The following is a 20,112-nucleotide window of genomic DNA, read 5'->3' as shown; positions in this document are numbered from 1 at the left end:
CCGAGTCGCGCAACGCAGTACATTGTCGCTCATGCCGACCGCCGCAGAGCCGACCGGGGCGACCGACCCGGCGGCACTGGCCGAACGCTACGGACTCTCCAAGAGCTCGATCCGCCCGCCGCTCAACTCCTACCTGCGGGAGTTGTGGAGCCGTCGCCAGTTCGTCCTCAGCTATGCCCGAGCCCGCACCTACGCCATGTACGCCGGGGCCCGCCTCGGGTCGTTCTGGCAGGTACTGACACCGCTGCTCAACGCGGCGGTCTACTACCTCGCCTTCGGTGTCCTGCTCGGCACCAAGAACGGGATCGACAACTACGTGGCGTTCCTGCTCACCGGGATCTTCGTCTTCACGTTCACCCAGCGCTGCATGACCGACGGCTCCCGCTCGCTGGCGCTGAACCTGTCGCTGATCCGCACCCTGCACTTCCCGCGTGCGACCCTGCCGCTCGCCTACGTGCTGAACGAGCTGAACCAGATGCTGGTCTCGCTCGGTCTGCTGTTCGTCATCGTCGGCTTCACCGACGGAGTCACCTGGCGCTGGGTGCTCGTCGCACCGGCCATGCTGCTGCAGACCATGTTCAACATCGGGATCACCCTCGTCTGCGCCCGCGCCGGCACGTTCGTGTCCGACATCAGTCAGTTGCTGCCGTTCATCACCCGCACCTGGCTGTACGCGTCCGGGATCTTCTTCTCGCTGCCGGCCAAGCTGGCCGCTTTGGACGCACCGAGCTGGGTGATCAAGGTGCTCGCGCTCAACCCGATCTCGGCGTACATCGACATCGTCCGGAGATCGCTGCTCGCGGAGCACCAGGCGAACCAATTGCCGAACGCGTGGAAGATCGCGATCGTCTGGTCGTTCGTGATGCTGGCCGGCGGTCTGGTCCACTTCTGGCGCGCGGAGGACCGTTATGGCCGTGGCTGATTCAGAGGCCGAACCGACCGTCGTCGCGGACCACCTCGACATCATCTACAAGGTGATCGCCGGGCAGGGCGGCAAGGGTACGGCGGCCACCGCATTCCGGCGGATCCTGAAGCGGCAGGACCGGCCGACGATCCGCGAGGTGCATGCGGTCAAGGACGTCAGCTTCATTGCCTACAAGGGCGACGCGATCGGCGTCATCGGCCGCAACGGCTCCGGCAAGTCGACGCTGTTGCGGGCGATCGCCGGGCTGCTGCCGCCCGCGTCCGGCGTCGTCTACACCGGTGGGCAGCCGTCGCTACTCGGCGTGAACGCGGCGATGATGAACGACCTGACCGGCGACCGGAACGTCGTCCTCGGCTGCCTCGCGATGGGCATGTCGGCGGCCGAGATCCAGCAGCGGTACGACGACATCGTCGAGTTCTCCGGGATCGGGGAGTTCATCGACCTGCCGATGTCGACGTACTCGTCCGGGATGGCGGCCCGGCTGAAGTTCGCGATCGCGTCGGCGAAGATGCACGACATCCTGCTCGTCGACGAGGCCCTGGCCACCGGGGACGCCGAGTTCCGGGTCCGGTCGGAGCGCAAGATCCGCGATCTGCGCGACCAGGCCGGCACGGTGTTCCTGGTCAGCCACAGCCTCGACGTCGTCCTCGACACCTGCAACCGGGCTCTCTGGCTGGACGGCGGCGTACTGCGCCTGGACGGGACCGCCGAAGAGGTGGTCGCCGCCTACACCAAGTTCGCCCGGGGTTAGGCGGAGACGGCCTTCGGCTGCTCGCGGAGGCCGACGAGGAAGCCGAGGCCCCAGGAGACGTGCATGGTCGCGCAGACCAGCGGCATCCAGAGCAGCGCCTTCCAGGGCAGGTAGCGGCCCTCGACGGCCGAGCCGGCCAGCAGCAGGATCGCGTAGCCGAGCGGGGCCAGGAAGCCCAGGTCGAGCCAGCTGCTGCCGGTGGCGAGGCCGATGATGCCGAGGATCGTGCCGAGGGCCAGCAGGATCACCGCGATCGGGGGCGCCAGGTATCGCTTGTTGGCGGTCTCGGGGTGCCGGCGGATCACCTCGCGCCGCCACTGGCCGGTGTGGAAGAACTGCTTGGCCACCGCCGACAGCGACGAGCGCGGACGGTACGTGACGGACAGGTCCGGGGTGAACCAGATCAGGCCGCCGGTCTTGCGGATCCGGTAGTTCAGCTCCCAGTCCTGGGCCCGGTGCATGGTCTCGTCGAACCCGCCGACCCGCTCCAGCGCGGCCCGCCGGAACACGCCCAGGTAGACGGTGTCGGCCGGCCCGGCCTTGCCGCCCTGGTGGAACGTCGACGCGCCCAGCCCCAGCCGGGACCGGTACGCACAGGCGACCGCCATCTCGGTGGGCGTGCGGCCCTCGGCGGCCATCACGCCGCCGACGTTGTCCGCACCGCTCTCGTCCAGCACCTCGACCGCGCGGGTGATGTAGCCGTCGGTGAGGGCGCCGTGGCCGTCGACCCGGACCAGGATGTCGTGCCGCGCGTTCGCGATGCCGACGTTCAGCCCGGCGGGCGTCTTGCCGGTCGGGTTCGGCACGATGCTGATCCGCGGGTCGCGGTCGGCCAGCTTGTCCGCGATCTCCTGGGTCCGGTCCTTGCTCGGACCGATGGCGAGCACGACTTCCAGCTCGCCGGGGTAGTCCTGCTCGAGGACGCGGCCGACCGCTTCTTCGAGGTGACGTTCCTCGTTCAGCACGGGCATCACGACGGACACGGGCGGCCAGTGGGACAGCGGCATATCAGGTCAGGCCTTACAGATCGAAGCGACGTCGTCGACGCCGGTGGCGGGTTTGGTCGGTGAGTTCGACGGACTGCTCGTCTTACTCGGCTTCTTGGTCGTGCCGGTGGTGGGCTTGCTGGTGGAACTACTCGGAGTGCTCGGCTTCTTACCGTCTCCTCCCGAGCCCGCCTTGTCCAGCGCTTCCGACTTCCCGATGGCTTCGGCGACCTTGGTCCGGATCAGCTCGAAGTCCGGGTCACCGGTGTGGATCAGCGGCGGGACCGCGGAGAAGCTTGACACCGGGAGCTTCTTCGCGTCCAGCGCGAGGTCGGTGAAGGTCCCCAGTTCGCCGGCCGGAATGTCGGTCTGGACCACTTGTTTGCTGGCCTTGGCGATGCCCTGGAACTTGGTCAGCACCGTCTGCGGCGACAGTTGGTTCAGCATCGCGGACATCACGCACTTCTGCCGGGCCATCCGCTCGTAGTCCGACGACTCGGCCCGCGACCGGGCGAACCAGAGCGCGTGGTAGCCGTCCAGATGCCGGTCCTTGCCCGCCTCGATGTAGCCCTTGATCGGCGAACTGCCGCCGCCGATCGGGACCCGCTTGCCGATGTCGAGGGTGATGCCGCCGACCGCGTCGAGCAGGTCGCGGAACCCGGCCAGGTCGATCAGCACGAAGTAGTTAACCTTCAGCCCGGTGACCGCCTGGACCGCCTGCCGGGTCGCGGTCACGCCGGGATTCGGGTCGCCGGGGAACAGGTCCTTGTGGTTGGAGGCGTAGGTGTAGACGGCGTTGATCAGGCACTCGGCGCCACAGTTCTTCCACTGGAAGCCGTCCGGGAACTGCTTGGCCATCGCCGTACCGGCCGGGAACGGGACCTTCGCCAGGTTCCGCGGCAGGCCGATCAGGACGGTCCGGCCGGTGTCGGCGTCGACGCTCGCCAGCGTGATGCTGTCCGGCCGGGTGCCGATCCGGTCCGCGCCGGAGTCGCCGCCGAGCAGCAGCACGTTGTAGCGGCCGTGCTCGGCCTTCGACTTCTGGCCGTTGCCGAAGATGCTGGCGACGAGATCACGCTGGGTGTTGACGATCGTGCTCGCGTAGATCAGTGCGCCGGCCACCACCAGCACCATCACCCCGTCCAGGATGCTGGTGGTCAGACGGTGGTTGCGCTCGAGGGTGAGCGGCTGGCCGAGCCGGTAGGCGTCGATGAACAGTGCGGCCCAGCCGATCGCCAGCACGATCAGCAGCACCTGGACGATCCGCAGGGTGCCCGGACGGGCCAGCAGGTTGATCGTGCCGGAACGCCAGACCAGGCCGAGCAGGATCAGGAAGATGACGATCGCGATCAGTCCGGCGACGATCCGCCAGGCGTACCGCCCGGCCCGCTTACTGCCTGCCACAATCTGCGCCGACCCGGGCAGGACCAGGGTCATCAAGACCAGGGTCAGCGCCCGCTTGAACCGCACCGGCTCGCTGAGACTGCGCAGGTCAGGTTTCTCCTGCGGCATGACGTCCTTCCGTTCTCTGAGCTCACGCGGCACGGCGGGCCGATATTTCAGTCGACCGTACCTTGTCGTCCCCACCACCACTGGGTACGACGTGCCGGACGCGGTGATGGTTCGAGCCGAGGCGGATCCGGAGACGAAGAGTAGCAGTCCCTTCACACAGCGCAGGAAAACCCGTGCAGACACCCGGTGATCACCCGGTTTCACACGGTTGTGATGGTTGTCGGTGGGCGGATCGGTTACGAAAGCTCCAGACCCATCCAGTGAGGACAGGAAACCGCCCCCATGAAACTGTTCCGTACGTTCCTGGCCGCTGCCGCGGCCGGCACGATCGCACTGCTCGGCACCAGTTCGGCCCAAGCCTTCGAGGCCGCGCCCCAGCGGGCCTCCGTCCAGGCCCCCGGTGCGGACTTCACCGGGATCGCCGCGCTCAGCAACTGTTCGGCATCCCTCGTCCGGTACGCCGAATCGGTGGGCACCGACAAGGCGCTCGTACTGACCAACGGCCACTGCTACGAAGGAGGGTTCCTGAACCCGGGCCAGGTGCTGGTGAACCGTGCGTCGACCCGCTCGATCACGCTGCTGCGGCCGGACTCCAGCCGGGCCGGCACGGTCCGGGCCAGCCGGATCCTGTTCGGCACGATGACCAAGACCGACATGATCGTGTACGAGGTGAACGAGACCTACGCGTCGATCCAGAGCCGCCTGAACGTCACGCCGCTGACGTTGGCCAAGCAGGGCCCGGCCAACGGCGCCGGCATGGCCGTCGTCTCCGGCTACTGGAAGCGCATCTACACCTGCTCGGTGCAGGCCACCATCCCGCAACTGCGCGAGGGCGACTGGTCCTGGCAGAACTCGATCAAGTACCAGCAGCCGGGCTGCGAGACGATCGGCGGTACGTCGGGATCGCCGGTGGTGAGCACGTCGACCGGTGAGGTGATCGGGGTCAACAACACCGGCAACGAGGACGGCGAGCAGTGCACGGTGAACAACCCGTGCGAGGTCGACGCCGACGGCAACGTCACCGTCGACCAGGGCGCGGCGTACGGCCAGCAGACCTGGTGGCTCTACACCTGTCTGACCGCCGGCCGCACCATCGACCTGAACAAGGCCGGCTGCGAGCTCCCGAAGCCGTCCCGCCGGCACTGACAGCCGCGGGCTGAGCGTGCGGGGTGACGTAGACCACTTGCGATCAGGTAACGTCGCCCCGCATGGCAGTCGACTCCTCCACCGACCACGTCAGTACGACGAAATGGCCGAGCCCGTTCGGGGTCCGGACCCGGCTGGTCGCGTCCAGCGCGCTGATGCTCTTCACCGAGCTCGCGCTGATCCGCTGGACCGGCTCGAACGTGGTGCATCTGAGCTACTTCTCGAACTTCGTGCTGCTCGGCTCGTTCCTCGGCATCGGGATCGGCATCCTCCGGTCCGGCCGGGCCAAGCGGCTGCCGTACTACTCACCGGTGATGCTCGGCCTGCTGGTCCTGGTGATCGCGTGGAAGCCGGTCACGGTCGACCGTGGTACGTCGTCCAGTGTCATCTACTTCACCAGCCTGAACACCACCGGACCGCCGGTCTGGGTGATCCTGCCGATCATCTTCATCGCCGCCGCGGTCGTGCTCGCCGGTCCGGCCGAGCTCGTCGGCCGCTGCTTCGCCGAGTTGCCGCGACTGACGGCGTACCGCTATGACCTGATCGGCAGTCTGGTCGGGATCGCGGCGTTCACCGGGCTGTCGTTCCTCGGTGCGCCGCCGATCTGGTGGGGCGCGATCGTCACGGTGATGTTCGCCGCGCTGATGATCCCGCGGCCACGGTCCGCCGCTCCCACCGGCCGCAGCCTCGTCGCTGCCGGGCTGAGTGGGGCGCTGGTGCTGGCGCCGTTGCTCGTGATGGTCGGCGTGCTGTTCCACGAGTCCACGCGGCCGGAGAACAGTTGGTCGCCGTACTACAAGGTGCAGACGAAGGCGTTCACCTGGCAGAACGTGCCGTTGCTGACGATCACGGTGAACGGTGTGCCGCACCAGCAGGCGATCCCGGCCGACGCACGGTTGCAGTGGGAGCCGCAGTACGGGCTGCCGTACGAGCGGGCGAACGTCGGCAAGACGCCGAAGAACGTGCTGATCATCGGTGCCGGATCCGGCTCGGACGTCGCGATCGCGCTGAAGAAGGGCGCGACGCACGTGGACGCGGTCGAGATCGACCCGCGGATCCGCGACCTCGGCAAGGCGCTGCACCCGGACCGGCCGTACCAGGACCCGCGGGTGACGTCGCACATCGACGACGGGCGGGCGTACCTGTCCCGGACCGACAAGAAGTACGACCTGATCCTGCTGGCACTGCCGGACTCGCTGACGCTGGTGAACGGCGCGAGTTCGCTGCGGCTGGAGAGCTACCTGTTCACCCAGCAGGCGTTCGAGTCCGCGCGTGATCACCTGAATCCGGGTGGCGCGTTCGCCATGTACAACTACTACCGCGAGACCTGGCTGATCGACCGGCTCGCGTCGACCGCGCAGTCGGCCTTCGGGCACAAGCCCTGTGTGGACAAGGTCGGCGACGACCTGCAGCAGGCGGTGGTGACGGTCGGGCTGACCGAGGCCGACCAGACCTGCAACGGTGAGTGGGGCGGACCGAGCGCGATCACGCCGCCGCCCGCGACCGACAACCGGCCGTTCCTCTACCTGTTCACCGACCGGATCCCGTCGCTGTACCTGATCACGCTCGGCCTGGTCCTGGTCGCGGGTCTGATCGGAGTCGGGATCGCCGGCGGCGGATCGTCGTACCGGCGGATGCGTCCGTACACCGACCTGTTCCTGCTCGGCGCCGGGTTCATGTTGCTGGAGACCAAGAGCATCACGGGCTTCGCGTTGCTGTTCGGTACGACGTGGGTGGTCAACGCGATCGTGTTCGCCGGCGTACTGGTCGCCGTACTGGCCGCGGTCGAAGTCACCAGACGGTTCAAGACACCACCGTTGAAGGTGATGTACGTCGTCCTGTTCGGTGGACTGTTGTTGTCGTGGGTGTTCCCGGACGAGTGGCTGCTGTCGATGCCGGTGGGCTTGCGTGCACTGGTCGCCGTGGTGATCGCGTTCCTGCCGATCTTCGCCGCGAACGTGATCTTCGCCAAGCGCTTCACCGACACCGCGGACGGCACGGCGTCGTTCGGTGCCAACCTGCTGGGCGCGATGCTCGGCGGCTGTCTCGAGTACGCCGCGCTGATCATCGGCTTCGACGGCCTGCTGATCATCGCCGCTCTGCTCTACCTCGGTGCCTTCCTGCTCCGCCCGAAAACCCCTGCGGTGGTGCGCAGTTAGCTGCTAGGTTCTGATGTCTGGGTCGTCCGGACCTCCTCGAACCGACGGAGGTCAAGGCGATGAGCGAACTTGCGGACTACTACCGGGACCGCGCCGCGGAGTACGACGCGGTCTATGACAAGCCCGAGCGGCAGCAGGACCTGGCAACTCTGAAGGAACTGCTGCCGCCGCTGGTCGCCGGGAAACGGGTCCTCGAGATCGCGGCCGGCACCGGCTATTGGACCCAGGTGCTGGCCGAATCGGCGCAGTCGATCGTGGCGACGGACCTGAACGACGAGACGCTGGCGATCGCACGGTCCCGGTCGTACGTCTGCGAGGCTGTCAGCTTCCAAGTTGCCGATGCGTTCCGGCTGGACGAGATCGCCGGCGAGTACGACGTGGTGTTCGCCGGCTTCTTCTGGTCGCATGTGCTGCGCCAGGACGCGGCTCGGTTCGCGCAGTCGCTTGTGCAGCGGGCGGAACGAGTGGTGCTGGTCGACAACAAATATGTCGCCGGCAGCAACTACCCGATCAGCCGGACGACTGCCGACGGCGACACGTATCAGACCCGACAGCTGACGGATGGTCGTACGTACGACGTCCTGAAGAACTTCCCGCCCGCGGAGCAGTTCACGGCCGACGTGGCACCGGCTGACGTCACGTGGACCGACCTGACCTACTTCTGGCTGGCGACCGTCACCGGGTAGTCCGCCGGCGCTGGACGATCTCGCGGGCTCGGGCGAGGTCGGCGTGGTTGTCGATCTCGACCCAGTCGGTCTGACCGATGGAGACCGTGTCGATGCGGAACCCTTGGTCGATCAGGAGTTGGTACGCGTCCTCGTAGTACAGATGAGGATCGCGACGCCAGGTCTGCTCGAGGGCGGTGGTGAGGTCCGCGGCGGCCGTGGGCTCGATCAGCGTGAGGCCGATGTACTCGCCGGTGGCGGTCGCCGGGTCCAGCTGCTTGGTGATGCGTTCGACGCCGGTGGTGTCGGAGCAGATGACCTTCATTTCCTCGTCGGCCAAGGGTTTCTCGGTGTCCAGGGCAAGGATGATCCGGCGGTCGTCTCCGCGGGCGTCGAGGAGGGCCTGCTGGACCGAGGCCGGGTGGACGGTGTCGCCGTTCGCCAGCAGGACGCCGTACTGCAGGTGATCGCGGGCGCACCACAGTGAGTAGGCGTTGTTCCAGGTCTCGCCCTTGTCGTTGTGGACGAGTTCGAGGCGGACGCCGTACTGCGTCTCGAAGTCCTTCACCCGCGCCTCGACAGTGCCGGCGGCGTACCCGACCACGATCGCGATCTCGGTGATGCCGACGGCCGCGTAGTTGGCCAGCGTCAGGTCCAGCACGGTGACGCCGGGCACGATCGGGACGAGTGCCTTGGGCAACTTGTCTGTCAGCGGCAGGAGGCGGCGACCGGCACCGGCGGCGAGGACTAGTCCGATCATGGCTCATGGTACGGGTTCGGCCCGTCCGGTGGGGATGCGTCGCTGCGTGGTGGCAGGATCAGGGACATGACGTGGCTCGTGACTGGTGGTGCTGGGTACATCGGGGCGCATGTGGTGCGTGCGTTCCGCGCGGACGGGATCGACGTGGTGGTGATCGACGACCTGTCCAGTGGAAAGGCCGAGTTCGTCCCGGACGGCGTTCCGTTCGTGCAGGCGAACCTGCTCGACGGTACGGCAGTCCGCCGGGCCCTGGAGGGGGTCAGCGGGGTCGTCCACCTGGCCGGGTTCAAGTACGCCGGCGTATCGGTGGACCGGCCGCTGCACACCTACACGCAGAACGTGACCGGGATGGTGTCGCTGCTGGAAGCGATGGCGGACAAGGACATCCACAACATCGTGTTCTCGTCCAGCGCCGGGGTCTACGGCACCCCGAAGGACGAAGTGGTGACCGAGCAGACCCCGCCGGACCCGCAGAGCCCGTACGGCGAATCGAAGCTGGTCGGCGAGTGGCTGCTCCGGGACCAGGCACGCGCGGTGGACCTGCATCACACGTCGCTGCGCTACTTCAACGTGGTCGGATCCGGGGATCCGGCGGTGTACGACGCGAGTCCGTACAACCTGTTCCCGATCGTGTGTGACCTGCTGTCGCAGGGCAAGACCCCGCAGATCTACGGCACGGACCACGCGACGCCGGACGGTACGTCGGTCAAGGACTACGTGCACGTGGCCGACCTGGCTCGTGCGCACGTCGCCGCCGCCAGGGCGCTGGATGCGAGCAAGACTCTAGAGCCCGTCTACAACTTGGGCAGCGGCACCGGCACCTCGGTCCGCGAGATCATGGACGCCGCCCGCCGCGTCACCGGCATCGACTTCACCCCCGAAGAAGGCCCGCGCCGCCCCGGCGACCCGTCCCGTGTCGTCGCCAACGGCGACCTGGCGACCCGGGATCTCGGCTGGCAGAACACCTACACCGTCGACCAGATGTTCGCCACCGCCTGGGAGGCCTGGCCGAGTAAGTCCTGACCCGCCGGGTCTGCACACTGCACGCATGGCCCGAGACCCCGCCGCCGATGCCGCCGAGGCGTGTTCGTGTGGGCAGGGTGCCCGGCAACCGTGGCGGACCCGGGATGCGTTGTGGAGTCCGGCGTCCTTCATCGGTGGTCTGGTCTGGGTGGCGCTCGGCGTGGGATCGATCGTCGGCGGATGGACCGTGTTCGGGACGAGCTTGCTCGGGGTACTGGCCATCTTGGTGGTCGGTGCACTGGTCTTGCAGGCGATCCGTGGGCACCGCGGGAGGTGCCTGCTCACGCGGGGAGTGTGGTTCGGACTGGCGGAGCCGGGACTTCCGCTGCGGGTGACCTTCTGGTTCTCGTTCTGAGCTGGACCGAAAACATGGTCGGCGATCCTGTCCGGCGGTAGCCTGTGGCGCAGTTCACAGTGCCACCCGCCCCGCGGGTGCCGAGGGAGGGCCCGAACCATGAGTCACGAAAGCCTGCCGCAGTTCCTGGCGAAGATCGATCTCTTCCAAGGACTGTCCCAGGACACGCTGTCCGATCTGATGGCGCGCGGTACGACGCTGACGATCCCAGCCGGTCAGCACGCGGTCGAGCAGGGCGCGAACGACGCCGGCCTGCAGGTGGTGCTGGCGGGATCGGCCGAGGTCACGGTGCACGGGACCGACCGGGCACCGCTCGTACCGGGCGACTACTTCGGCGAGATCTCGCTCGTCGACGGCCTGCCGCGCTCCGCGACGGTGGTGGCCGGGCCGGACGGTCTGACCACGTTCGCACTGTCGTCGCTCGCCTTCGCCCCGGTGGTCAAGGAGAACTCCGACGTCGCGCAGGCACTGCTGAAGGCGCTGACTGCCCGGATCCGCTCGCTCGAGGCCCAGAACTGAGCCCAGCGGCCCGCACGAAGGGCGGGAGGGCCCGAAGGACGTGGACGTGATCGCACCGGTCGAGGAGCGCAAGGTCGTCACGGTGCTGTTCTGCGACCTGGTCGGCTTCACCACCGCGTCGGAGTCCGCCGATCCGGAGGACGTCCGGCGCTGGCTCGCGCCGTACCACTCGACCTTGCGAGACACGGTCGAGCAGTACGGCGGGACGGTCGAGAAGTTCGCCGGTGACGCCATCCTGGCCGTCTTCGGGGCGCCGCGCTCGCGGGAGGACGACGCCGAGCGGGCGGTCCGGGCCGGGCTCGCGATCCTCGATGCGGTCGCGGCGCTGCCGTCCGGGCCGCTGGAGGTCCGGATCGGCATCGAGACCGGTGAGGCGCTGGTCCAGTTGAGCGCGCGGCCGGAGCTCGGCGAGCCGTTCGTCACCGGCATGGTGGTCAACCTGGCGGCCCGGCTGCAGTCGTCGGCACCGATCGGCGCCGTCGTGGTCGGCCCGGGCACGCATGCGGCGACCGACCGGGTGTTCGGCTACGAACAGCTGGAACCCGTTGCGGCGAAGGGGATCAGCCACGACGTCGACCGCTGGCGGGCCGGGCCACCGCGGGCCCGCTTCGGCGCGGACGTCATCCGTGACCTCAGTACGCCGATGGTCGGCCGCGAGCGGGATCTCACCCTGCTGCGGACCGCGTTCGACAAGGCGGTGGCCGAGCGCCTGCCGCAGTTCGTCACGCTGCTCGGCGAGCCGGGTATCGGCAAGTCCCGCCTGGTCGCCGAGCTCGGCGCCTGGCTGGATCGTCACGACGAGCTCGTCACCTGGCGCGAGGGCCGGTGCGTGCCGTACGGCGAGACGCCGTTCTGGCCGATCGCGGAGATCGTCAAGGTCCAGGCCGGGATCCTCGACACCGACGGTCCGGCCGAGGCGGCGGACAAGCTGGACGCGATCCTGCCCGACGACGGCGATCGCGCCTGGTTGCGGGCTCGTGTCGGACCGCTGGTCGGCGCCGTATCCGGCGTATCTGCGGGGGCCGGGACCCAGGAGGAGTCGTTCGCGGCCTGGCGGCAACTGCTGGAGTCGTTCGCAGAGCAGTCGCCCGCGGTGCTGGTGTTCGAGGACCTGCACTGGGCGTCCGACGCACTGCTGGCCTTCATCGACCACCTGGCTGAGTGGACGACCGACCTCCCGCTACTGGTCGTCGTCACCGCCCGCCCCGAGTTGCTCGAGCGCGGCCCACGCTGGACCCGCGCAGTGCAGAACTCGCTCACCATCGGACTGTCGCCGCTGAGCGAAGCCGAGACCGGACGGCTGATGGACCGGATGTTCGGTGCCGAGGAGGTCCCGACCGAAACGCGTGGGCGGCTGGTACGACGGGCCGACGGCAACCCCTTGTACGCCGAGGAACTCGCGCGGATCGTGACCGAGTGCGGCGTCGACCAGGCCACGTCCGGTGAGCTCCCCGCTGGGATCGCGGCCATCATCGCTGCCCGCCTGGACACACTCGATCCCGAGCGCAAGGCCTTGCTGGCCGACGCCGCCGTGGTCGGCCGGGTCTTCTGGGCCGAGGCCGTCGCCGCACTATCCGGCCGGGACCCGGCGTACGTCGTCCAGGCCTTGCAGGAGCTGGTCCGCAAGGAGCTCGTGCGCCCGGTCCGGCGGTCGTCGATGCTGGGTCAGCACGAGTACGTCTTCTGGCACGCGCTGACCCGCGACGTGGCCTACAGCCAGGTGCCGCGGGCGATCCGGGCCGACCGGCACCTGGCAGCCGCCGACTGGCTGGATCTGCGCTGCGCCGCGTGCCAGGCCGAGACTCCGAGTCTCATCGCACACCACCTCACCACTGCCCTCGACCTCGCTGCCGCCGCCGGCGACACGGAGGCGGTCGCCGCGATCACCCCACGGGCTCGTCGTAACCAGTGCAAGGCCGCGGAGCTCGCGATGAACCTCGATGCCGGCCAGGCGCTGACGCTCCTGGATCGCGCGCTGAGCCTGACGCCGCAGGACGATCCGGATCGGCCCGAGGTGCTGGCCCGATGGGGCTGGGCTGCCTTCCTGACCGGGCGGCTCGATGATGCGCGGACTGCGTATCGCGAGGCAGTCGCCGGTTTCGAGGCCGCCGGCGACATCCCGGGGATGGCGAGAACCTTGCGCGCGTCGACGTACGCGATGAGCAGCATGACCGAGAGCCTGGCGACGATCGAACGGGTGGTCGCGATGCTGACGGAGCTCGGTCCGAGCGAGGATCTGGCCGGTGCCTTGGCAGGCCAGGCGAGCATCCTGCTGGTGGCGAGCCGCCGGACCGAGGCGATCGTGTCCGCCGATCGATCGCTGCGGATGGCCGCCGAGCAGGGGTACGCCGTACCGCACCGGGCGCTGGAGTCCCGAGGACTGGCTCGGGTCGGCGAGGGAGACACCGGCGGACTGGTCGACATCAAGGACGCGCTGGCCGCGCTGATCGAGCTCGGGCAGGGCCGGGACGCGGCCGTGACGTGGTTGAACTACGGCTTCGTGGTGTGGCAGATCGAGGGGCCTGTGGTCGCGTTGGCGACGCTTGCCGAAGCGCGTGAGTTCTCGGCTCGTCGTCGGCTGCTCGAGCTGGAGCAGCAGATCAGTTGCACCGTTCTGCAGTTGATGATCGAGACCGGTCGCCCGACGGAGGTCGCGACGTTGTGCCGGGCCCAGCTCGATCACCCGGGTCCGGCGTTCATCACGCTGCGGCGGATCGAGGTGCTGGCTGCGCTGGCGGCCGCGGAGCTCGAGCTCGGCATCGGGACTGCCCGGGAGCATGCCGAGGATGCGTACCGGTTGGCCGTCGAGGCGGGCTGGCCCGACTTCGTCACCATCGCCGCGGCGCCGACGGCGGCGGCTCGGGCTCGCGAGGGCGACCGGGACGGCGTCCGCGAGATCCTTCAGCGGTTGCGCTCACTGTCGGAGCTGCCCGGCAGCCATGAGTTCGCCGCGCGGGTCCCAGGTCTGGTCCGGTCAGCGCTGGTCGTGGGGGAGACCGAGGCTGGTGCTGCGCTGGCTGACCTGCTTGTCCCGCTGCTGCCGATGCGGGAGTACTCCGCGACCACGGCGCAGGCGCTGCTGGACGAACAGCGGGGCGATCAGGCGGCCGCGGCGAACGGATTCGCCCGCGCGGCTGCGGATTGGGGTGCCTTCGGCAACCAGCTCGAGCAGGCCCATGCGCTGCGCGGCCTGCACCGCACCACCGGCGATCCAGCGGCCCTGGCGCAGGCCGAGGAGCTGTTCACTGCGATGGGTACTCCTTCGTGAACGGTCCCGACGTGCTGAGGTCGAACAGGCCGGGGCCGGTGAGGATGCCGCCTTCCACCGGGAGGGTGTGACCGGTGATCCAGGACGCGTCGTCGGAGCCGAGGAAGGCGACCGCGGCGGCGATGTCCTCGGGCTCGCCGACCCGGCCGAGCGGGTACATCGTCGCGAACCGCTCCAGCGTGTCCGGCTGGTTGTCCCAGTTCGGCGTCCGAATGGTGCCTGGGGCAACCACATTGAACCGGACGCCGAGGCCGCCGTACCGGGCCGCGTAGTTCACCGTCATCGCGATCTGGCCGGCCTTGGCCGCGGCGTACTCGATGTTGCCGAACGCCGCCAGTCCGTTGACCGAGCTGATCGTCACCACGTTGCCGCGCGTCTTCACCAGGTGCGGCAGCGCAGCCTGAATGCACCGGGACGCGCCGACCAGAGTGAGGTCGAGCTGCCGGTGGAACTCGTCCGCGGTCGCGTCCTCCGGCACCGTGCTGACGATGCAGCCGCCGGCGTTGTTCACGAGCACGTCCAGCCGCCCGAACCGCTCGGCCGCGGCCGAGACCGCCGCGTCGACGTCCTCGCGACTCGTCACGTCCATCCGCAGGCCCAGCGCCCGCGCGCCGATCTCCTCCGCGACCTGGCCGACCTTCTCCTCCTGGAGATCGGTCACCACCACGGCGCCGCCTTCGTCGGCGATCCGCCGAGCCACCGCCGCGCCGATCCCTTGCGCGCCTGCCGTGACCAGCGCGACCCGCCCCTCGAACCGCAGCATCAGTCCTCCACCACTCGGTCAACCTTCTCGTCCTGCACGCGCCGGTCCAGCTTCGCCGGGTCCAGGTTGCGACAGAGGACGATCGAACCACCTCCGGAGATCACTCCGACCAGCAGTCTCACCCCGTCCCGGGACGCCAGATCCCGGGTGACCAGGATCCGGTCGGCGACGGGCTCCGCCGTACTGATCAGGTCGTCGTGGGTGATTTCGTCGTACGCCGGTGACGCGGGCGACGGCGGGTCGAACGGGACGAACACGTCCGGGTGGTTGTAGACCTCGGCGCCGTAGTCGTGGACCCCGTCCGGCAGCGGCTCGCGGAATCTTCCGCCGAGCGGCAGCAGCGCGGACGCGACGGTCTCCCGCTCGCCGCGGATCGCGAAGTCCGGGCCGGTGATCGCGAGGGTGCCGGTCCCGGTGGTCAGGGAGGCGCCGACCGACCAGGTGGACAAGGCCCAGACGACGCCGAGCCAGTGCGGCGGCAGGCCGATCGCGACCGTCTCGCCGGACTCCAGGTCGTACTCGTCGACGAGCAGGTTGGCGGTCTTGGCCACCCAGTTCGCGGTGGTGACGGCGCTCAACTCGATCCGCTCACCGGTCGAGTCGTCGTAGTAGGTGAGGAACGGGGCGCCGCCGTCCCGGCGTACCGCGGCCGCGAACAGCTCGGGCAGAACTCGTGACATATGGCCCACCCTACGGTTCGGGCGGCGACGTAGCGTGGAGGGGGATTCCCGGAAAGAAGGCTTGTCATGGTGCCATACCTGGCGCTGCCCGAAGGCGGCGAGTGGATCGTCATCCTGGTCATCGTGGTCCTGCTGTTCGGCGCGAAGAAGCTGCCCGAGCTGACCAAGAACGCCGCCCGCGCGATGAACGAGTTCAAGAAGGTCCAGAACGGCGAGGACGACGAGAAACCGGCGGTCGAGCCGTCGTCAACCGAGGCCGGGAACCGCGGCGCGGAGGGCGTCCGCGAGGAGCGCGGCGGGTCCTGACAACCGGCCGGGAAGCCGGGCCAGGATCGTCCGGCGCAGTTCCTCGGGGCCGCCGCGGACGGTGAGGACCCGGACACCGGGCGGTATGGCCGAGGCCATCGACGCGGAGATCGTGGTCAGTCCGGCGCCGGCGGCGACCAGGTGGAGTTTGGCGAGCCAGTCGCGGACGGTGTGCGCGACCTGGGGTCGCTCGTCCAGCCCGGGCCACACGCCCATCAACAGCTCCTCGCCTGCGGCGGGTGCGGCGATCCAGCGCTGACCTCGCAGTTCGGCCACGTCGACCGAATCCCGGGCCGCCAGTGGATGAGTGGCCGGGACCGCGAGGCGCAGGCTGCGCTCGGCCAGCGTCTCCAGCGTGAGCGCCGGCGACTCGGCGTCCGGTGGCCGGAAGGGCGGGGCTGAGGCGATCAGGGCCAGGTCGATGCTCCCGGCCCGCAGCGCCCGGACGAGCGCGGGGGTCGAGCCTTCCCGGGTGGTGACCGCGATCGACGGATGCGATCGGCGCAGTGCACTGATTGCCCGCGGCAGCAGAACTGCGCCCGCGCTCGGGAACCAGCCGAGCCGGACGGTGCCACCGGCGGCCGGGAGGCCGGCGAGCTCGCGCGCGGTCGCGTCGAGCTGGTCGAGGACGACGGCGGCGTTGCGGAGGACGACCTGGCCGGCCGCGGTCAGCCGGACGCCTTCGCGGCGGCGTTCGAGCAGGGCCGAGCCGGCGGCGCGCTCGAGGGACGCGATCTGCCGCGACACGGCCGACTGGGTGTAGCCGAGGGCGGTCGCGGCGGACGTGAACGTGCCGCGCTCGGCGACCTCGCGGAACACCCGCAGCGCGACCAGGGAGACGTCGGAGAAGTCCATGACGTTTACGCATACTAGCTGTGCCGAAGTCTCGTTGGAGTCATGGCCGGTCCGAACCTACGTTGGCTTCATGACAACCGAACGCATCGCACTGGTCACCGGCGCCAACCAAGGCATCGGCTATGCACTCGTCCAATCCCTCGCTGCCCGGATGAATCCCCAAGACCTGGTCCTGCTCACCGGCCGTGACCACCAGCGGGTCGCCGACGCGGTCGCTCACTCCAAGGGGGTGGCCCGCGTCGAGGGGCGGGTGCTGGACGTCGCCGACGGCGAGGCGGTGCGGGCGCTGGCGGAGGAGCTGGGAGGGGTGGACATTGTCGTGTCGAATGCGGTGGGGCCGTTGGTGCCGGACCGGGGGCAGGCGGAGCAGGCGGATGTGTTCATCGATGTGGCCAACCGCGGAGCGCAGGACGTGCTCCGGGCGTTCGGGCCGGTATTGCGGCCTGGTGGGCGGCTGATCGTGGTGGCCAGTTCGCTGGGCACGCTTGATCACCTGCCCGAACAGCTGTGGCCGCGGTTCGACGGCGTCACGCTCGACGAGGTGGAGCAGGCCGTCGAAGACTGGCGGACTGCGATCCACGACGAGACCGCCGCGGCGCAGGGCTGGCCGGAGTGGATCAACTTCCCGTCGAAGGTGGCCCAGGTCGCCGCCGTCCGGGCAGTGGCCGCGGAACGCCGTACCCAGGACCTGGCCGACGGCACGTTGATCGCGTCGGTCTGTCCCGGGCTCGTCGACACCCGCGCGTCGCGACCCTGGTTCGACGACTTCAGCCAGGCCAGGTCGCCGGCCGACGCGGTGGTGCCGATCGTCGACCTGCTCCTGTCCGATCACGTCGATCCGTCCCAGTACGGCGAACTGATTCAGGACGGCAAGGTGCTGCCCTGGAAGCCGTCCACCCCCTGATCACCCCAGCCGGTCGCCGGTCGCTCGCGGAGGTCCTCGACACCTCCGACCCTGCGGTACTCCAGGGCCTGGAGTTCTCGTAGCCTCTGTACATGTTGATCCTGGCCGGCCTGGCTCTGATCCTGGTGCTGACCGTTGCCACTGGCTACTTCGTCTCGCTGGAGTTCGCGTACGTCGCGGTCGACCGCAGCCGGCTGCGGTCGCTGGCCGAAGGTGGTGACGCGGCGGCCGCGCGCGCACTGAAGGTGACGAGCCGGCTCTCGTTCGTGTTGTCCGGCGCCCAGGTCGGGATCACCATCACGGCACTGCTGGCCGGGTACTTCGCCGAGCCCTACCTGGGTGAAGGCCTGTCCCACGTGCTCGGTTCGGCCGGCGTACCGGAGTCGGTCAGCCTGTCCATCTCGGTGATCCTGGCGTTGCTGGTGGCAACGATCATCCAGATGGTCCTCGGCGAACTGGCGCCGAAGAACCTGGCGATCGCGAAGTCCGAGGCGATCGCGCTCCGGCTGGCCCGGTCGACGCTGATGTACCTGACCATCGCCGGACCGCTCATCCACGTGTTCGACGCGACGTCGAACCGGATCCTGCGCCGGGTCGGCATCGAGCCGGTCGAGGAGCTGCCCCAGGGTGCGACCGCGCAGGAGCTCGACCGGATCATCGTCGAGTCGTACGAGCAGGGACTGCTGGACCAGGACACGATGCGGCTGCTCGACCGCGGTCTCGACTTCCGCCACCGGACCGCCGACGAGGCGATGCGCCCTCGGGTCGACGTGATCACGGTGTACCAGGACGACCCGCTGACCCGGGTCGTCGAGCTGCAGGAGACCGGCCACACCCGGTTCCCGGTGATCGCCGACTCGGTCGACGAGGTGGTCGGGGTGATCGGAATCGGTGATGTCGTCGAGGTCGAACCGGCGGACCGGTCGTGGGTCACCGCGGGTTCGCTGGCGACTCCGGCGGTCGTCGTACCGTCCACGCTGCCGCTGCCCGCCGTACTGGAGCGGCTGCGGACATCGCACCGGCAGTTGGCGATCGTGGTGGACGAGTACGGCGGTTTCGCCGGGATCGTCTCGCTGGAGGACATCGCCGAGGAACTGGTCGGCGAGATCCACGACGAGGACGACCTGCCGGAGACCGGACTGGTCCAGGGCGGCGACGGTTCGTGGGTGGTGCCCGCGCGGTGGCGGCTGGACGAGGTCGAAGAGGCCACCGGGGTCGCGCTTCCCGAGAACGACGACTACGAGACGGTGTCCGGTCTGGTCATGGCGCGGCTCGGCCGGGTCCCGGTCATCGGTGACCAGGTGGCGGTGGAGCTGCGCCGGCGGTTCGACCACGACGGGCGGCCGGTCCCGCAGGAGTTCGTCCGGCTGACGGTCCAGACCGTCGTACGGCATGTGCCTGGTCTCGTCGTGATGGAGCGGTTGCCATGAGTACGCCGCTCGCTCTGCTCATCTCGGCCGTGCTGCTGATCCTGAACGGGTTCTTCGTCTCCGCGGAGTTCGCTCTCGTCGCGTCGAAGCGGCATCGGCTCGAGCAGGCCGCGGCGTCCGGCAGCCGTTCGGCGCGGGCCGCGATCGCCGGTGTGAGCGAGTTGTCGCTGATGCTCGCGGGTGCGCAGCTCGGCATCACGCTCTGCACCCTGGGTCTCGGCTCGCTGGCTGAACCCGCGGTCGCGCATCTGCTGCATCCGCTGTTCGAGCTGATGCACATCCCCGAAGGTGTCGGTCATGTGATCGCGCTGATCATCGCGGTCGGCGGCATCGGCTTGCTGCACGTGTTGCTCGGCGAGATGGCCCCGAAATCCTGGGCGATCAGCAACCCCGAGCGTTCGGCTTTGCTGCTGGCACTTCCGTTCCGCGGCTTCACGTACGTCTTCCGGCCGCTGCTCCTGGTGCTGAACTGGATCGCCAACGCCTGTGTGCGTCTGGTCGGAGTGACTCCGCAGAACGAGCTGGCCAGTGCCCACGGCCCGGACGAACTTCGGCTGCTGATCGAGTCGTCCCGCGAACACGGCACGCTCGAAGACCCCGAACACGACCTGCTCACCGCGATGCTCGCGCTCCAGAACACCACCGTCGCGCAGGTGATGACCCCGATCTCCCAGCTCGTCACCGTCCCGGCCGAGGCGTCGGCGCGCGAGGTCGAACTCACCAGCCGCCGCGAGGGTCGCTCCCGCCTCGCGGTGGTCAGCCCGGGTACGACGATTTGCGGCATCGTCCACGTCCGCGATGCGGCCCGCGCGACCACGGCCGGCGGTACGACGCTGCACGCGTCCGAGCTGATGACGGAGCCGTTGCGGCTGCCCGCAGAGACCCCGGTCGCCACGGCGATCCGGGTGATGCGCGATCAGCGGTCCCAGTTGGCCGTCGTACAGGGCGGGGAGCATCCACTCGGTGTGGTGGCGCTGGAGGATCTGCTCGAAGAGGTGATCGGGGAGTTCGACGACGAGACCGACCCGATCGTCAGTGCCGCGGCGGAGTCCAGGGGCAAGGATGTTGCTGAGGGCAACTGAGTGGTGGCGGGAGAGCGCCGTAC

Annotated in this window: 19 protein-coding genes; 13 read left to right on the top strand and 6 right to left on the bottom strand. The window is 69.0% G+C overall.

Features of this window, described 5'->3' with window-relative positions; genetic code table 11:
* Positions 1 to 31 precede the first annotated feature (31 nt).
* Both E0H73_RS07185 and E0H73_RS07180 read left to right on the top strand, forming a co-directional pair.
* Positions 32 to 922: an ABC transporter permease gene (locus E0H73_RS07185; protein WP_131352705.1), complete on the top strand. Its 891-nt coding sequence runs from the start codon at positions 32 to 34 to the stop codon at positions 920 to 922.
* Entirely contained in the window at positions 915 to 1,676 is a 762-nt protein-coding gene (locus E0H73_RS07180; RefSeq protein ID WP_202867237.1) for an ABC transporter ATP-binding protein, read from the top strand. The genes E0H73_RS07185 and E0H73_RS07180 overlap by 8 nt, the downstream gene beginning before the upstream one ends.
* Here E0H73_RS07180 and E0H73_RS07175 read toward each other — a convergent pair.
* Together E0H73_RS07175 and E0H73_RS07170 are read right to left on the bottom strand one after the other, a co-directional pair.
* On the bottom strand, positions 1,673 to 2,683 hold the full coding sequence (locus tag E0H73_RS07175; RefSeq protein ID WP_131352703.1) for a glycosyltransferase family 2 protein: 1,011 nt from the start codon (positions 2,681 to 2,683) through the stop codon (positions 1,673 to 1,675). The two genes, E0H73_RS07180 and E0H73_RS07175, sit on opposite strands and share 4 nt — an antisense overlap.
* 6 nt (positions 2,684 to 2,689) lie before the next feature.
* A complete protein-coding gene (locus E0H73_RS07170) occupies positions 2,690 to 4,174 on the bottom strand; it encodes an LCP family protein (RefSeq protein ID WP_131352702.1) in 1,485 nt (494 codons plus the stop codon).
* Between the two features lie 282 nt (positions 4,175 to 4,456).
* On the opposite strand from E0H73_RS07170, the gene E0H73_RS07165 reads away from it, so the two are divergent.
* The 3 genes from E0H73_RS07165 (at position 4,457) to E0H73_RS07155 (ending at position 8,165) form a co-directional block, all read left to right on the top strand.
* Entirely contained in the window at positions 4,457 to 5,320 is an 864-nt protein-coding gene (locus E0H73_RS07165; protein ID WP_131352701.1) for a S1 family peptidase, read from the top strand.
* Positions 5,321 to 5,382: 62 nt separating this feature from the next.
* Positions 5,383 to 7,479 carry a spermine/spermidine synthase domain-containing protein gene (locus tag E0H73_RS07160; RefSeq protein ID WP_131352700.1) on the top strand — a complete coding sequence of 699 codons (2,097 nt, stop codon included), beginning with the start codon at positions 5,383 to 5,385 and terminating at the stop codon, positions 7,477 to 7,479.
* A 59-nt stretch (positions 7,480 to 7,538) separates the two neighbouring features.
* The gene (locus E0H73_RS07155; protein WP_131352699.1) at positions 7,539 to 8,165 is read left to right on the top strand and encodes a class I SAM-dependent methyltransferase; all 627 of its coding nucleotides are present in this window, start codon (positions 7,539 to 7,541) and stop codon (positions 8,163 to 8,165) included.
* On the opposite strand, the gene E0H73_RS07150 is transcribed toward E0H73_RS07155, so the two are convergent.
* On the bottom strand, positions 8,155 to 8,904 hold the full coding sequence (locus E0H73_RS07150; protein ID WP_131352698.1) for a phosphocholine cytidylyltransferase family protein: 750 nt from the start codon (positions 8,902 to 8,904) through the stop codon (positions 8,155 to 8,157). The genes E0H73_RS07155 and E0H73_RS07150 overlap by 11 nt on opposite strands.
* A gap of 66 nt (positions 8,905 to 8,970) precedes the next feature.
* On the opposite strand from E0H73_RS07150, the gene galE reads away from it, so the two are divergent.
* From galE to E0H73_RS07130, 4 genes are all read left to right on the top strand, one after another.
* A complete protein-coding gene (gene galE, locus E0H73_RS07145) occupies positions 8,971 to 9,927 on the top strand; it encodes a UDP-glucose 4-epimerase GalE (RefSeq protein ID WP_131352697.1) in 957 nt (318 codons plus the stop codon).
* A gap of 25 nt (positions 9,928 to 9,952) precedes the next feature.
* On the top strand, positions 9,953 to 10,282 hold the full coding sequence (locus E0H73_RS07140; RefSeq protein ID WP_131352696.1) for a hypothetical protein: 330 nt from the start codon (positions 9,953 to 9,955) through the stop codon (positions 10,280 to 10,282).
* Positions 10,283 to 10,381: 99 nt separating this feature from the next.
* Positions 10,382 to 10,801 carry a Crp/Fnr family transcriptional regulator gene (locus E0H73_RS07135; protein WP_131352695.1) on the top strand — a complete coding sequence of 140 codons (420 nt, stop codon included), beginning with the start codon at positions 10,382 to 10,384 and terminating at the stop codon, positions 10,799 to 10,801.
* 46 nt (positions 10,802 to 10,847) lie between these two features.
* Positions 10,848 to 14,069 carry an AAA family ATPase gene (locus E0H73_RS07130; RefSeq protein ID WP_131352694.1) on the top strand — a complete coding sequence of 1,074 codons (3,222 nt, stop codon included), beginning with the start codon at positions 10,848 to 10,850 and terminating at the stop codon, positions 14,067 to 14,069.
* Here the strand turns inward: E0H73_RS07130 and E0H73_RS07125 are convergent.
* Together E0H73_RS07125 and E0H73_RS07120 are read right to left on the bottom strand one after the other, a co-directional pair.
* Positions 14,044 to 14,832, bottom strand: a complete 789-nt coding sequence (locus tag E0H73_RS07125) for an SDR family NAD(P)-dependent oxidoreductase (RefSeq protein ID WP_131352693.1) — start codon at positions 14,830 to 14,832, stop codon at positions 14,044 to 14,046. The genes E0H73_RS07130 and E0H73_RS07125 overlap by 26 nt on opposite strands.
* Positions 14,832 to 15,512 (bottom strand): TIGR03089 family protein, encoded by a 681-nt coding sequence (locus E0H73_RS07120; protein ID WP_131352692.1) that lies wholly within the window; start codon positions 15,510 to 15,512, stop codon positions 14,832 to 14,834. Before E0H73_RS07120 ends, E0H73_RS07125 begins: the two co-directional genes overlap by 1 nt.
* Before the next feature lie 66 nt (positions 15,513 to 15,578).
* On the opposite strand from E0H73_RS07120, the gene E0H73_RS07115 reads away from it, so the two are divergent.
* Positions 15,579 to 15,818: a twin-arginine translocase TatA/TatE family subunit gene (locus E0H73_RS07115; RefSeq protein ID WP_131352691.1), complete on the top strand. Its 240-nt coding sequence runs from the start codon at positions 15,579 to 15,581 to the stop codon at positions 15,816 to 15,818.
* Here E0H73_RS07115 and E0H73_RS07110 read toward each other — a convergent pair.
* Complete coding sequence (locus E0H73_RS07110) at positions 15,759 to 16,673, bottom strand: LysR family transcriptional regulator (RefSeq protein WP_131352690.1); 915 nt, start codon at positions 16,671 to 16,673, stop codon at positions 15,759 to 15,761. The genes E0H73_RS07115 and E0H73_RS07110 overlap by 60 nt on opposite strands.
* A gap of 70 nt (positions 16,674 to 16,743) precedes the next feature.
* Here E0H73_RS07110 and E0H73_RS07105 point away from each other — a divergent pair, with 70 nt between their 5' ends.
* The 3 genes from E0H73_RS07105 to E0H73_RS07095 all read left to right on the top strand — a co-directional run bounded on the left by E0H73_RS07105 (position 16,744) and on the right by E0H73_RS07095 (position 20,089).
* The gene (locus E0H73_RS07105; protein WP_131352689.1) at positions 16,744 to 17,577 is read left to right on the top strand and encodes an SDR family NAD(P)-dependent oxidoreductase; all 834 of its coding nucleotides are present in this window, start codon (positions 16,744 to 16,746) and stop codon (positions 17,575 to 17,577) included.
* A gap of 92 nt (positions 17,578 to 17,669) precedes the next feature.
* Positions 17,670 to 19,007, top strand: coding sequence for a hemolysin family protein (locus E0H73_RS07100; RefSeq protein ID WP_131352688.1), 1,338 nt, complete (start codon positions 17,670 to 17,672; stop codon positions 19,005 to 19,007).
* Positions 19,004 to 20,089: a hemolysin family protein gene (locus E0H73_RS07095; RefSeq protein ID WP_131352687.1), complete on the top strand. Its 1,086-nt coding sequence runs from the start codon at positions 19,004 to 19,006 to the stop codon at positions 20,087 to 20,089. Before E0H73_RS07100 ends, E0H73_RS07095 begins: the two co-directional genes overlap by 4 nt.
* The last annotated feature ends 23 nt before the right edge of the window (positions 20,090 to 20,112 follow it).

It is taken from the genome of Kribbella pittospori (genome assembly GCF_004331465.1).
In the GTDB taxonomy this organism is placed as follows: Bacteria; Actinomycetota; Actinomycetes; order Propionibacteriales; family Kribbellaceae; genus Kribbella; species Kribbella pittospori.
Note: the sequence above shows the minus strand (reverse complement) of the source record. Positions and strands in the feature narration are given on the sequence as shown.

Excerpts from the sequence above, each read along its gene's own strand:
- E0H73_RS07185 (WP_131352705.1), top strand. The coding sequence starts at position 32 with ATGCCGACCGCCGCAGAGCCGACCGGGGCGACCGACCCGGCGGCACTG.
- E0H73_RS07175 (WP_131352703.1), bottom strand. The coding sequence starts at position 2,683 with ATGCCGCTGTCCCACTGGCCGCCCGTGTCCGTCGTGATGCCCGTGCTG.
- E0H73_RS07170 (WP_131352702.1), bottom strand. The coding sequence starts at position 4,174 with ATGCCGCAGGAGAAACCTGACCTGCGCAGTCTCAGCGAGCCGGTGCGG.
- E0H73_RS07165 (WP_131352701.1), top strand. The coding sequence starts at position 4,457 with ATGAAACTGTTCCGTACGTTCCTGGCCGCTGCCGCGGCCGGCACGATC.
- E0H73_RS07160 (WP_131352700.1), top strand. The coding sequence starts at position 5,383 with ATGGCAGTCGACTCCTCCACCGACCACGTCAGTACGACGAAATGGCCG.
- E0H73_RS07155 (WP_131352699.1), top strand. The coding sequence starts at position 7,539 with ATGAGCGAACTTGCGGACTACTACCGGGACCGCGCCGCGGAGTACGAC.
- E0H73_RS07150 (WP_131352698.1), bottom strand. The coding sequence starts at position 8,904 with ATGATCGGACTAGTCCTCGCCGCCGGTGCCGGTCGCCGCCTCCTGCCG.
- galE (WP_131352697.1), top strand. The coding sequence starts at position 8,971 with ATGACGTGGCTCGTGACTGGTGGTGCTGGGTACATCGGGGCGCATGTG.
- E0H73_RS07140 (WP_131352696.1), top strand. The coding sequence starts at position 9,953 with ATGGCCCGAGACCCCGCCGCCGATGCCGCCGAGGCGTGTTCGTGTGGG.
- E0H73_RS07135 (WP_131352695.1), top strand. The coding sequence starts at position 10,382 with ATGAGTCACGAAAGCCTGCCGCAGTTCCTGGCGAAGATCGATCTCTTC.
- E0H73_RS07125 (WP_131352693.1), bottom strand. The coding sequence starts at position 14,832 with ATGCTGCGGTTCGAGGGGCGGGTCGCGCTGGTCACGGCAGGCGCGCAA.
- E0H73_RS07120 (WP_131352692.1), bottom strand. The coding sequence starts at position 15,512 with ATGTCACGAGTTCTGCCCGAGCTGTTCGCGGCCGCGGTACGCCGGGAC.
- E0H73_RS07115 (WP_131352691.1), top strand. The coding sequence starts at position 15,579 with ATGGTGCCATACCTGGCGCTGCCCGAAGGCGGCGAGTGGATCGTCATC.
- E0H73_RS07110 (WP_131352690.1), bottom strand. The coding sequence starts at position 16,673 with ATGGACTTCTCCGACGTCTCCCTGGTCGCGCTGCGGGTGTTCCGCGAG.
- E0H73_RS07105 (WP_131352689.1), top strand. The coding sequence starts at position 16,744 with ATGACAACCGAACGCATCGCACTGGTCACCGGCGCCAACCAAGGCATC.
- E0H73_RS07100 (WP_131352688.1), top strand. The coding sequence starts at position 17,670 with ATGTTGATCCTGGCCGGCCTGGCTCTGATCCTGGTGCTGACCGTTGCC.
- E0H73_RS07095 (WP_131352687.1), top strand. The coding sequence starts at position 19,004 with ATGAGTACGCCGCTCGCTCTGCTCATCTCGGCCGTGCTGCTGATCCTG.